Consider the following 14,204-nt stretch of genomic DNA (forward strand, 5'->3'; position numbering starts at 1 on the left):
CTCGCACGCTATATCATCCAAATATATTATTCTGATGCAACCGTCCATGATATGAAAGCAAAAATGGGATGCTCCCAGCAATACTTTCAATAAATCGTTCATAGGCATCTTTCTCGCCTTCAAATACCATCACTAATTCTGTCATCCGTATGTCATCTTCACTTCCTTTAGCAACAGTTTCAAATTCAACCTTATACCAGCCAAGCGGAAGTAAAGTTAAAAAAAGCCCAGTAATATTATCAATAGTTATATCCATTTGCTGAGCTAATCTTCGTACTAAATCTGCTAATATAACCTGCGGTGATAGACCATGACTTTCGGAAGCATCATTATCAGCAATTCCAGGAATAATTTGACCGTATCCAGCCCATTTTATTTCATACTTCCAGATATCAATAAAAGCAACTATATAGGCTTTTTCTGTCCCCCCCATACGTGGGCCACGCAAGCCGCGTCCGATCATCTGAGTGAGCAGAATATCACTTTTAGTTTCTCTAGTTATGAAAACAGTTTGAACATCAGGAATATCAGTTCCTTCGGTCAGCATTTTAATGTTAATTAACACCTCAAAATTATTGCTACGGAAAGCCTCTAATATACGGGCATTTTCATCCCGCTTGCGAACTTTCTCTCCTTCAGAGCTTTTAGCTCCAGAATAAACAACGCCAGCACGTATACCTCTATTTTCCAAAAACTCACGCAATTGCTCACATTGAAACCATCGGTCGGCAAATATAATCGTTTTTCCATACCGCTCTTTATTACTTGCGTAAGTTTCTGCAATAAAAGCATTACGATCGCGATTCTCTGCTAATTTGCTGATGATGTCTTCCGGTAAATCTTGGTAACTTTTAGTCCATTTTTTATATTCTTCTGCTTCAAACTCAGGAGCCTCAAAGTTAGTTTTATGTTGCTCAATCTCTGGCTTAGAAAGAATGCCATCAGCCATGAGTTGTTGAGCAGTTACTTGGTAAAGTATTCGTTGAGGAAAAAGCTTTTCAAGCCACCCATACTTATATTGGTTGCTATAGGTTGGAGTTGCAGTCAGCCCCAAAAGATACATCTTAGGGAAACGTTCCTGCAAAGCGATAATTAACTGGCGATAAGTAGGTGAAGGAGAATGGTGCGCTTCATCAAAAACAACAAAAAGTTTATCGTTTGCTGATTTGAGAAATGCTTCTAGCTTCGGTTGTTTACGTTTATAAGCGCGAGTCAGTGTCTGAAGTGTAGCAATTAAAACATTATCCGTTTTTCCAATTTCCTCAACAGAGTAATGTCCTGGTGTACCAGAAACCACTCGCACGTCAAGCCTGGTTTGAGGTTGAGATATGTGCTTGACTTCTGATTTAAAGGTGTCAAAAGCTTGCTCTAGCAAATGGTGAGTGTGAGCTAACCACAAAACTTTGTAGCCTTTGGAAAGTGGACTGGTACAGAGGAACCGTACAGTAGCGAAAGTCTTGCCACCCCCAGTGGGCAAAACAAGAATGCTGCCAGAGTGCATATCGCGTTGCTCCCTGAACCACTCATCCAACCTTTCCAACGCTTCTATTTGGTGGGCTGCGGGTATTTTGTCCGATGGTTTGTTACGGTACTCTCGCAGCGCGTAAAACTTGTAAAATTTGTCATCCATAATTCTCCTGAAAACATTTAAAAAACCTTCTAGGTCTTCTACGGTGAGGGGTTGTGCATCACTCATGCGATCGGTCACTTCCACAATCATCAGTATCTCACTTTTACTGCATCTACTCGTTACCAGGCTCTGCCTGGGAACCAGTTACTGCTATATATACAGTCCAGGACACAAAAAATGGTTTGAGACATTATTGGTAGGGGTAAGGTGCGCTGCGGCGCACCCTACAGATAGAGTCTGTGCGTCTAGGACTGTATAGCAACCGCCTAAACTGAAAGGAAATCCGACGCTGCAATCTGGTTATTAGCCCCCATTACTCTAGCCAAAACCTGATTAGTTCCGGCTAATTGCAGTAAAAATTCACTCCCGCTTTGAGTGATTTGCAACTGTTGGAAACTCAGCCCGTCGGCGAGAACAAACTTGTCGGTTCCTACTTCAAAATTGAGCACTGTATCGATACCGCTGTTGCTATTTAACACAAAACGATCGCTCCCAGTACCCCCAATTAAAGTATCCTCGCCAAAGTCTCCATAAAGCCAGTCATCCCCTGCACTTCCGTTGAGAATGTCGCTATCTTTCCCTCCGTAAATAGTGTCGTTACCATCGTCGCCGTTGAGAGTATCTTGGCCTTCATTGCCGTAGAGAAGGTCGTCGTCGCTGCCGCCGTTGATGCAGTCTTGTTGGCCGATCGCACCCACGGAACCTAGAGCATTTTCCCCCCGATCGCCAAAAATGGTATCGTTGCCCTCATCGCCGCACAAAATATCGCTGCCGTCATCACCGTAAACTAAGTCATTGCCTGCATCTCCGTGTACTAAATCGTCATCCTTGCCACCGCGAACCGTATCATTGCCAAAACCACCGCTGAGAGAGTCGGAACTCTCGCCGCCGTGGAGGAAGTCGTTCCCATCTCCCCCAAACAGCAAGTCGCGGCCGTCAACATCCGACACTAACTGGTTTTGCAAGCCGCCGTAAAGCGAATCGTCTCCCTCGTCGCCGATAATTGTGTCGGAACCGAGTTCGCCCCAAATCATGTCGTTATCTTTGCCGCCTACCGCTAAGTCGTTACCTTTGCCGGCAAAAATGCTGTCGTTACCGCTACCTCCGCCGATGATGTCGCCGGTGTCGTTGCCGAAAATTAAGTCGCCTTCTTCGGTAGCAATTGTGCTGCTGAAGGCATTGCCGTAGTCGCCGAGTATCGTGTCCGAATCGCGGCCGCCGTAGAGAGTGTCGGACTCAGTTTCGCCGAAAATGCGATCGCCCCCTTTGCCTCCAAACACCAAATCCCGGCCGTTGCCGCCCAGCAAAGTGTCGTCTTGTTCCTGGCCGTTAAGTAAGTCGTTCCCGTCGCCTCCAAACAGCAAATCTTGCCCGTCGGGGTCGCTGTCCTGGGAGTTGAGGACGCCGCCGAACAGAGAGTCGTCTCCGCTGTCGCCGTAGAGGGTGTCCGGGCCCTTGTCGCCCCAAATCAAGTCATCTTCTTTGCCCCCTGTCGCGATGTCGGGGTCTTTACCGGAGTAAACGGTGTCGCTGCCTTGATTGCCAGCAATGGCATCGCCTGAAGAGCCCCCGAAAATCAGGTCGCCGTCGTTACCAGTGAGGTCGATGTCGTTGCCGTTGTCGCCGACGATCGTGTCGGAACCGCGATCGCCGTACAATGTGTCGGAACTGCGGTCGCCAAAAATGCGATCGTCTAGTTTCCCTCCGAACACCACATCGGTTTCTTTGCCGGCGTAAACGATGTCGTTGCCCCTACCGGCAGCGATGAAGTCTCGCTGTTGGTCGCCAAACACAATGTCTGAACCGCCTTCCCCTAAAAGTGTGTCGTCGCCGGTGAAAGAAACGAACATTTCGTTAGCGTCGTTTCCCGTCAAGGAATCGTTTCCGGGAGTGCCGATGAGAGTGTTTTGGATGTTAATCAACTCTGCGGCGTTTGAGTCGAAGTTAAGTATTTGCGAACGCTGGGGTTGGATAAATGTTATAGAGGGCTGCAAGGGCAGTGGTTGGCAACCGCAGCCAGTATCCGGTTCGGGAACTCTGCCGAAAATAGGCGTCGCTGTTGGCGTCGCTGTCGGCGTCGCTGTCGGCGTCGCTGTCGGCGTCGGTGTCGGCGTTGCCAGAATACCCGACACAGTGGCAACCCCCAGACTTGTATTGCCGAGGTTGTCCGTAGCGCTGTAGGTGAACTTTGCCCCTGTGAAACTGCTACTGGACTGAAAAAACAACTGGGTAATTTGATCCGGCGTCAAAACTTGACCGGGTGTAACCGGGACTCCCCCCTTGGTTGGGTCGCCCAAGAACAATGTACCTTCCTCGGGTGGCAACACGGTGTTGATGGTGAAGGAAACAACCGTGCCGTCAAGGTCTGTTCCTCCCAATCCGGGTATTTGGGCGTTGCTGTCTGGCAACAAAATAACGTTGGAGTTGTTGGCGATTGGCGGTTGGTCAGCGGTAGGCGGAAACAGGGAGACTGTCGCAGGGGTGGGACTGATGGCGCCACTGCTGTCTATGGCGCTGTAGGTGAAACTGGTTCCTGAGAAAGTGCTGCTTCCTTGGAAGAATAACTGGTCGATTTGGCTTGAGGTGAGGACTTGACCGGACGTGACCGGCACTCCTCCTTTCGTGGGGTCGCCCAAGAACAGGACGCCTTGATTTGTTGGTGGCAGGGTGTTGAGGATGAAGGAAACAATAGTGCCGTCTGGGTCTGTTCCTTTGATTCCCTTGATGGGTATGCTGCTGTTGGCCGGTAGTGTCGTGTTGCTATTGTCCGCTACCGGGGGTAGGTTGGTCCCGACCGTCGCGCTGACTGTGGTGATGACAGTGGCATTGGGTTCGGAACCGTTGTTATTGTTGGGGTTGGGGTCGGGAGTGGTCGATCGGCTCTGGGATATACTTGTGATGCCGGTCGCTGGCACAACTAAAGTTACCTGGCGGTTTGTGTTGCTGCCGCTAGCCAAACTGGGAATAGTTGGGAAGGTGACAACCCCTGTAACTGGATCGTAGGTGCCGTTATCGGACACGTTGACTCCCGTTAAACCCGGAATGATGCTTTCAGTAATCACTACGTTTTCAGCAGCATTCGGTCCATTGTTGGTGGTAACTATAGTATAAGTAACTGAACTACCAGCGGTCGTAGATGTGAGACCAGTCTTGGTAGTCACCAAGTCTGCACTACTGGCGACGCTATCGAGAGCAACGGCGGTAGTGACTCTAGCGGTGGCAGAGGAGCCGTCGTTATTGCTGAGGTTGAGGTCGGGAGTAGTTGATTTACTGCTGGAAATATTGGTGATGCTGCCACGGTTGGGCACTGCTAAAGTAACGGTACGGATAGCGCTTTGACCAACGGGTACGCTGGCGATCGCCGGAAAATTCACTACCCCTGAGATTGGGTCATAGGTTCCCCCGTCGGAAGCCAAAACTCCTGTTAAACCTGGAACGATGCTGTCGGTGATGGTGACGTTGGCCGCGTCGCTGGGGCCGATGTTCGCCGTAGTAATTGTATAAGTGACAGATTGCCCCGGCGCTGCCGATGTGAGTCCGCTTTTAGTGGTAACGATGTCGGCACTAGCAAGACTGGTCCCGGTGCCGATTGTAGTGTTAACAGTGGAATTAGGGTTTGTACCGTCGTTGTTGCTTGGGGTGGGGTCGGGAGTGACTGAGGTGCTTCTGGCGGTGTTGCGGACGGCACTGAGGGTGGCTGGGGCGATAAAGCCGATCGTCCGATTGACTGTATTGCCATTGGCGATCGCCACAGCCGGGAAAGTCACAATCCCGGTAACTGAGTCATAGGTTCCACCCTCGGATGCGGTGACTCCTGTTAAGCCTGGAATGATGCTGTCGGTGATGGTGACGGCTTCTGCTGCACTAGGGCCATTGTTGAGTGTGGCGATCGTGTAGCTGACTGTGGCACCGGCCGACGTCGCGGTGGGCCCGCTTTTAGTGGTAACGATGTCGGCACTAGCAAGACTGGTCCCGGTGCCGATCGTAGTGTTGACAGTGGAATTAGGGTTTGTACCGTCGTTGTTGCTTGGGGTGGGGTCGGGAGTGACTGAGGTGCTTCTGGCGGTGTTGCGGACGGCACTGAGGGTGGCTGGGGCGATAAAGCCGATCGTCCGAGTGACTGTATTGCCATTGGCGATCGGCACAGCCGGGAAAGTCACAATCCCGGTAACTGAGTCATAGGTTCCACCCTCGGATGCGGTGACTCCTGTTAACCCCGGAATGATGCTGTCGGTGATGGTGACGGATTCTGCTGCACTAGGGCCATTGTTGAGTGTGGCGATCGTGTAGCTGACTGTGGCACCGGCCGTCGCAGCGGTGGGCCCGCTTTTAGTGGTAACGATGTCAGCATTAGCACCGATCGTAGTGTTGACAGTGGAATTAGGGTTTGTACCGTTGTTGTTGCTTGGGGTGGGGTCGGGAGTGACTGAGGTGCTTCTGGCGGTGTTGCTGACGGCACTGAGGGTGGCTGGGGCGATAAAGCCGATCGTCCGATTGACTGTATTGCCATTGGCGATCGCCACGGGCGCGAAAGTCACAATCCCGGTAACTGAGTCATAGGTTCCACCCTCGGATGCGGTGACTCCTGTTAACCCCGGAATGATGCTGTCGGTGATGGTGACGGATTCTGCTGCACTAGGGCCATTGTTGAGTGCGGCGATCGTGTAGCTGACTGTGGCACCGGCCTGCGTCGCGGTGGGCCCGCTTTTAGTGGTAACGATGTCGGCATTAGCACCGATCGTAGTGTTGACAGTGGAATTAGGGTTTGTACCGTCGTTGTTGCTTGGGGTGGGGTCGGGAGTGACTGAGGTGCTTCTGGCGGTGTTGCTGACGGCACTGAGGGTGGCTGGGGCGATAAAGCCGATCGTCCGAGTGACTGTATTGCCATTGGCGATCGCCACAGCCGGGAAAGTCACAATCCCGGTAAATGAGTCATAGGTTCCGCCGTCGGATGCGGTGACTCCTGTTAAGCCTGGAATGATGCTGTCGGTGATGGTGACGGCTTCTGCTGCACTAGGGCCATTGTTGAGTGTGGCGATCGTGTAGCTGACTGTGGCACCGGCCGACGTCGCGGTGGGCCCGCTTTTAGTGGTAACGATGTCGGCTCTGGAAGTGAGTGTGGTGCTAACAGACGAGCCGGTCGGAGTGCCGTCTTTATTGGTTGGTGAGCCGTTGTTGTTAGTGGCGATCGGGTCGGGAGTCGCTGAGCTACTCCTGGCCGTGTTGCTGATGACGCTAAGCGTCGCTGGCGGGACAAAGCTGACGGTGTGGCTGAGAGTGCCTGCATTTTGCAGCGTCGCCTGTACTGGGAAGCTGACAATCCCCGAAACAGGGTCGTAAGTGCCGCCGTCCGATGCCGTGACTCCGATTAAACCCGGAATGATGCTGTCAGTGATGGTGACGTTGGTGGCTGCGTCTGGCCCGTTGTTGGTTGTTGTCAGGCTGTAGGTGACGGTTGACCCGATCGCACTGGTGAGAGGGCCGCTTTTGGTAGTAACGAGGTCGGCGACTGTATCGGTGACAGTAGTCAGAACTCTACTTATGGGTGTTGAACCGTCGTTGTTGCTGAGGTCGGGGTCGAAAGTCGCAGAAGTGCTGGATGCAACGTTGGTTAATGTGCCGCCGCTAGCTAAATTAGGTGGCAAACCAACTGTTAGCGTATAGGTGACGGTTTGACCGACATTGAGAACGGGAATTGCCGGCCAGGTGACATTCCGCGTCGCGTTTGAGTAACTGCCGCCGTTCGAGGCTATGACAGTAGGAACGGTTGATGATGACGGAATTAATTCCTCTGGTATTTGGTCTAGAACCAGGACTTGTTGAGCGGGCGCTGTCCCCCTGTTGGTGGTTGTGATGGTGTAGGTAATGCTACCCCCAGGCTTGACGGATTGCGGCCCGCTCTTGATCGTAACAACGTCAGCCGAGATAGTGGGAGGGTTGATAGTTTCAACTACCAGGTTTTGAAGTTCGTGAAGGTTGTTGGCGCTTCCTGTGGAACTGCCAAAACCAAATTTGAAAGTAGGCGGTACTGGGATTCCGTTGGTGGTTGCTAAGTTGGGAAGGTCGATCAGAGTAGTTTCGTAGCTACCGTTAAGATCCGTATCAAAGGCAACGGTGAGGCGATTGGGATTGTCTCGATCGTTAGATGGATTCAGTGTAACTTGAACGGATCTTTTCGCTGCCGCGCGATTGGTCGTCAACGTATTGCTAAAGTTAAAATTGGGTTCGGTGAAGTCAATACTGGTAGGAATGTTATCGATGCCCAAGGGAGCAAAGGCTTGGGTTAAAAACCGGTAATTATTCTCTTCCCTGCCTCTAAGTGTTACTGAATCGGGTCTGACCAAACGCGGATTTGAGGAGCCGGGAACCGGATCGGGATCTGGACCCGATCGCCCTTCTGTCGGTGCTGAATAGTTGCCAAACTCGTCAAATCCAATGCCTAAATAACCTCCCTTAATACCGGGTGTGGCCACGGTTCCATCTAGTCGTTGAGCGTAGCCCAGAGAACCGCCATAACCCCCGGGCTTGTCTGGCGATGCAGTACCGTCAATGAAGAAGAAACCAATGCCGTCCCCAGGCTGATTGCCAGTAAAATAACCCTGGGGCTCATTAATTTGCAGGTTGGAACCGTAGGAATAGAAATCAAACCTGACAATCAGACCGTCGCTTGAAGGAATGGGGTTGTTGTAGAGGACGAAAGCCTCCCGCCTGTCTAGTGATGCTGGAGTTAATTGCAGAACGCCATTGCCAGGAGTATCCCCACCTAAAGCCGGAAGTAAGCCTGATACTGTTCCTCCAGTGATGCCCGGTATAGATTGCGAGTTAGCTGGGCCCTTACTCGGATCGTACAGCACCCCATTGGTGCCTCGGTAGATCCAAGGCCCCTTCACTGTGGCGTTCTTGAAAGTTTCGTTAACTAATGTGCCGAGCACGTAGGTGTATGCTTCGAGCACTTCTTTTTCAATGGCGATGCTCGCTTTTATTTCCCCGATCGCAAATTTTAATTTCCAGTCGCCACCTAGTGCCGCACTCCCCGTCAATCCGTCGTTCGCTGCAATATCTGCACCAGTAATTTCGTTGAGCCGCCGCACGAAGGCCGCGCCGCTTTCCCCCGCTGCGACGCTGCACCCGAATAACAAGATATCTCCTCTCTCGCTGAGGGCTTTTCCCCACTGCTGCAACAAATGGCTGTAAGTTTCTAAGTTGTCTCCGCTGAGTTCGATCGACCCTAGTTGCACTCGGGCTTCTCGACCGTGAGACACTATCTGAAGGCTTTCTAAATCGCTGCAATTAGCCAGAATTCTAGTAATTTGCTCGACTCCATCCCGCGTCGAGTCCAGTACAAATACCTCTGTACCGGCTGTTGCTCCTCTTGCCAAGCTGTCGCAGTTCTCTACTCTCGAATCGATGAACAGTACATTTTTTACAGTCCGGGCGCCCACCGACTCGGTGAAGAGCAAAAATTCTCTGTGGGGCTGCCCAATTCCCGCGCCGCCACTGGGTTTTTGGCACAGGAAACACTTTTCTGCTTTTACTTGTTTTATTTGTTTTTCATCAGGATAAGTTGCTGTTGTTCGAGAGTTTTTCGGAGCAATGCTTGCGGTGGTCTCACCTGCTTTTTGGCTGAGGAAAATTGGTTTGTTGCAGATACTTTGCATGGTAGAATTACCTGACTGATTGTATATAAGATGCCCGCTTCAAGATGATAAAAGCCACCTCTTGAAAAGGTTGAATTGCAGGGTTAGAGGCTCTGCTGCTTGACTGCGAGAAAGAGAAACAGGCGAATTTAATTCAGCACAAAGCTGTGCTATCTTGCTATTTGATAACATTGCAAATATCGCCGACGCAAGCGCTGAGGATTGAGAGTTTAAATCCCCATAATCTATCTGTCGGGTGATATTTTGCCTTCGGCTTTCGGCTAGGGAGTGTATCTGTTACACGCAGATGTTATACATCCCGCAGTAGATAATCACAGGAATTCTCAAAAATTTACTTTATGAGGTTTTCTGTAGATCGTCTAATGCACTTTTATTGCAGAGAAATTTCACCATTTATGGACGCAGAAACCGGGTTTTATGGACGAAAATAATTCGTTGCAGCCCTCGCTCCCAGTAAAAAACCTGCTGGTTGAGCGAAGTCGAAACCCGGTTTCTTTAGTTTTGGTGTGCAAGCCCGGTTCACATCGGGAAACCAGACATTAATTAGGGAGGCAATTGCTAGGGAGTGCTGGCCGTGACATAATTGGGTCGGCAGTGCCCGAGGTGTTATTTAAATTGAAATATACATACCCTGTATCGACGAGGCGTCTTAAAAATTTATGATTTGCAGTCTAGAGACAACAATCCAGGTTTGAGACTGCGAAAGCTGCGATCGCAAAAACAGATTAGTATGGCGCATAACCAACTTCTCAAACTGTCAACAAGCGAGTCTTCGAGCGGGTTTCTGTTTGAGGTAAATGAAGAAAGACAATTGTTCGTGCAGAATTTTTCATGATGTTTTGGAGAAATCGACTGGCAAATTTGCCCGTCAGCTACTTGCGATTTTTATTCGCTAATTTTCTTAACTGCAGGAGTTACGCTGACTGAGACGAGAAACTTGATTTATTCCTAGATTTCTCGCCGCCCAACCAAGATTTATGGTCTAACCTGGTTTAGGAAAGCGCAAGTCCTCAACTAGAAAAACACAGACTGTAATCCCCCTGTTACGGCAACTGTAACCCAGCAATACTGATCGATTAGGCTTTAATTGCTGAGTTGGGACGCAGCTCGTCCTGAACAAGCTCCAACAACAATCATTACACCTAAGTACATATTAACTCATTGATTACTATATCCGCAAATATGCGTAGATACCAGCACCAATACAAGCTATATCTTTTCACCCCGAACGTCAAGAGTTCTGGCTTGGTAGTACCGACAATCTTGACAGGGCCCAGCAGGATTGACAGCGCAGCGAATGTAATTAGAGCGGGCGTTATACTCGCAAGTAATATCGCCGATCGGATAACCGAGGCCTTCTACGTAAGTGCGATCGGCAGTTGCTAGTTGAGTTCGCGGGGGTCTATTTGCTACCGCAAGCCTAGCCGCTGCAATTCGATCGCGGGCGAGGCTCTCGGCAGAGCCCATCACCCACAAAGACAGCAGCCACGGAACTAAACCTATGAAAATAATTAGGAGAGCAGTTAGCACATTTTCAGAGCTCGTGCGTGAGAATATTTTTTTTAAATTTAGACGATCGGGAACATAAAATTATCTGCCAAAAGACGGTTTTAAATCAGAAAAGTTCCCGGTCAAGTTTCAAACTATGCCGCCCCTGCGTTAACCGTTTGCTGGCGGTTGCTGTCGGGCGCCGATGAGGGCTGTTCTGGATAGGTTTGTAGTGAGGACTAAAGTCCTCAGATTTCGATCTGGACTAAAATCAATTCCGGTTGTATCGGAATTAATATTACCCGAAATCAGGAAACGGCACTGCCGTGTCCCTACAATCGATCGCGGTAGGGACACGGCACTGCCGTGTCCTCTATATCATTCCGACGCAGCCGGAATTGATATAAAATCCTCACTACAAACGCGAGGTTGTATCGGAATTAATATTACCCGAAATCAGGAAACGGCACTGCCGTGTCCCTACAATCGATCGCGGTAGGGACACGGCACTGCCGTGTCCTCTATATCATTCCGACGCAGCCGGAATTGATATAAAATCCTCACTACAAACACGAGATAGGTTATTTTACAGGACTAGATATAAGAAACCCGATTTCACTTAAAAACCCCAAGGATTAAACCTTAGCAACCTCCGTCGCTAAATCCATCATCGAACCGGAAACCTCCACCTTAGCAACATTCAACAAAGTCTTCAAAACCGAATCAGGATTCAAACTAATCGAATCAATACCCAACTCAACCAAGAAGCGAGCAAACTCAGGATAATCGCTGGGCGCTTGACCGCAAATCCCAATCTTGCGGCCGTACTTCTTCGCCGCTTTAATGGCAATTTCCACCATCCGCTTCACAGCTTCATTCCGTTCGTCAAAGATGTGAGCGACTAAAGCAGAATCCCGGTCTAATCCTAATGTTAGCTGAGTTAAGTCGTTAGAGCCGATCGAGAATCCGTCAAAAACTTGCGCGAATTCGTCAGCAAATATCACATTGCTCGGCAATTCGCACATCACATACACTTGCAAGCCATTTTCCCCCTTGACTAAACCGTGTTTTGCCATCTGGGCCAACACTTTGCGCCCTTCATCCGGGGTGCGACAAAACGGAATCATCGGAATCACATTTGTCAAGCCCATTTCCTCGCGAACTCGCTTGAGTGCAAGGCATTCCAAAGCGTAAGCTTCGCGGTAATTCGGGTCGTAATAGCGAGAGGCGCCGCGCCACCCTAGCATCGGGTTTTCTTCCTTGGGTTCAAACTGTCGCCCTCCCAAAAGATTAGCATATTCATTGCTCTTGAAATCGCTCATCCGCACGATGACTGGATTGGGATAAAATGCGGCGGCGATGGTGGCAATTCCGTGAGCTAATTTGTCGGTAAAAAAATCTGGTTTGTGTTCGTAAAGTGATGTGAGTTTGGCAATTTGACGCTTGACGGATTCGTCGGTCAATTCATCAAAGTGAATCAGTGCCAAGGGGTGCGTTTTTATGTGGTTGGCGATGATGAATTCCAGGCGCGCTAAGCCTACGCCGTCGCAAGGAATTGCTGACAAACCAAAAGCTTCTTCTGGGTTGCCGACATTCATTAAAATTTGAGTGCGGGTTCGCGGCAAATTGTCGATCGCACTTTCTTTTACTTCAAACGGCACTAAACCGGAATAAACTTTGCCTTCCTCTCCTTCGGAACAAGAAACAGTGATTTCTTGATTGTTTTTCAAGACTTGGGTAGCGTCGCCGGTGCCGACAATTGCCGGAATTCCCATTTCCCGGGCAATGATCGCAGCGTGGCAAGTGCGGCCGCCGGAATTGGTGACAATCGCACTCGCTTTTTTCATGATCGGTTCCCAATCGGGGTCTGTTTTGTTGGTGACTAAAACTTCCCCTGCTTCAAAGTCAGCAATTTCGCTAACGTCTAAAATGACGCGGGCTTTGCCTTGTCCGATCGCTTCGCCAACGGCGCGTCCTTTTGCCAAAACTGCACTGGAACCTTGCAATTTGTAGTTCCGCAAAACTGTAGCGGACTTCTGCGATTGCACTGTTTCCGGCCGCGCTTGGACTACGAAGAGTTCGCCGGTATTGCCGTCTTTTGCCCACTCGATGTCCATCGGCGTGTAAGTTCCGTGCACTTGGGAGTAGTGTTCTTCTATTAATACTGCCCAACGTGCTAGTTGCAAAATTTCGTCATCGTTAAGGGCATATTTGCCGCGTTCTGTTGCCGTTACTGAGACGTTTTTGGTGTATTTGGAACCGCCAAGATCGTACACCATTTTAATTTCTTTCGTGCCGAGGCGTTTGTCTAGAATTGGGCGGAACCCTTGTTTTAATGTGGGTTTGAAAACCAGGTATTCGTCGGGGTTTACGGCTCCTTGAACGATGTTTTCGCCTAAGCCGTAGGCGGCGGTGATTAAGGCGGCATTTTTGAAACCGGTTTCGGTGTCGATGCTGAACATGACGCCGGAGGATGCTAAGTCCGATCGCACCATTTTTTGCACGCCGACAGATAAGGCGACTTCAAAGTGGTCGAAACCTCGGAGTTGGCGGTAAGAAATTGCTCTGTCGGTGAATGTGGAGGCGAAGCATTTCTGGCAGCATTCGAGCACGCCGGTGCAGCCGTGAACGTTGAGGTAGGTTTCTTGCTGTCCGGCGAAACTGGCGTCTGGTAAGTCTTCGGCGGTGGCGGAGGAACGCACTGCTACGTCGGTGCTGTCGCCGTACCGATCGCACAATTGATCGTAAGCATCCGCGATCGCCGCTTGCAGTTCTCGCGGAAACGGTGTACCCATAATCAATGCCCGCGCTTGCTTGCCTTTTTGTCGCAGGTTCTGCACATCTTCTACGTCTAAATCGGCCAAAATTTCGCGCAATTTAGCTTCTAAACCCCCCGACTCAATGAAGCAGCGGTAAGCGTATGCTGTCGTTGCAAATCCGTTGGGGACGCTGACTCCTTTGGGAGTTAACTGTTGAATCATTTCCCCCAAAGAAGCATTTTTTCCGCCTACTAATGGGATGTCGGCGATACCGACTTCATCAAACCACAATACTAAGGCTTTTTCTTTGGGAATTAAAACTTGTTTTTGTTGAATTGCTAATTTTTCGATCATGGCTTTTTTCCTCTAAACTTCAGCTCAGTTCGGTCAAAGGACAGTAAACCAACGACTGTAATTTTTTTTACAGTAGTTGTGTTGCGAAAATTCTCTGATTCTTTCTCTAATTTTTTTGCAGCTTTTTTCTCTAATTTTTTCGCGGATTTTTTCGCGGATTTTTTCTGAGGCTGTATCCAGCAGAGTTTTTGATTGCCTCTATTTCAATATTATCAGTTTTTTGCTAAATAGCAAGATTTGTGGAAAAAATTTATTTGATTGCAAAAAGTAAAGAAATGGCAGCGGGGAATTTCTGTAAGCTATGATAAAAAAGGT

At 49.7% G+C, this 14,204-nt stretch carries 4 protein-coding genes; all 4 read right to left on the reverse strand.

What is annotated here, in order from left to right:
* Nucleotides 1–13: 13 nt before the first annotated feature.
* The 4 genes from QUA02_RS18485 to ppsA all read right to left on the reverse strand — a co-directional run bounded on the left by QUA02_RS18485 (nucleotide 14) and on the right by ppsA (nucleotide 13,889).
* Nucleotides 14–1,720: a DEAD/DEAH box helicase gene (locus tag QUA02_RS18485; protein ID WP_333029738.1), complete on the reverse strand. Its 1,707-nt coding sequence runs from the start codon at nucleotides 1,718–1,720 to the stop codon at nucleotides 14–16.
* A 176-nt stretch (nucleotides 1,721–1,896) separates the two neighbouring features.
* Complete coding sequence (locus QUA02_RS18490; RefSeq protein WP_333029740.1) at nucleotides 1,897–9,288, reverse strand: DUF4347 domain-containing protein; 7,392 nt, start codon at nucleotides 9,286–9,288, stop codon at nucleotides 1,897–1,899.
* A gap of 1,209 nt (nucleotides 9,289–10,497) precedes the next feature.
* Nucleotides 10,498–10,818, reverse strand: coding sequence for a DUF6464 family protein (locus QUA02_RS18495; protein WP_333029741.1), 321 nt, complete (start codon nucleotides 10,816–10,818; stop codon nucleotides 10,498–10,500).
* A gap of 593 nt (nucleotides 10,819–11,411) precedes the next feature.
* Complete coding sequence (gene ppsA, locus QUA02_RS18500) at nucleotides 11,412–13,889, reverse strand: phosphoenolpyruvate synthase (RefSeq protein WP_333029743.1); 2,478 nt, start codon at nucleotides 13,887–13,889, stop codon at nucleotides 11,412–11,414.
* Nucleotides 13,890–14,204 lie beyond the last annotated feature (315 nt).

Source organism: Microcoleus pseudofavosus SVA1_A4 (assembly GCF_036700565.1).
Taxonomy (GTDB): Bacteria; Cyanobacteriota; Cyanobacteriia; order Cyanobacteriales; family Microcoleaceae; genus Microcoleus.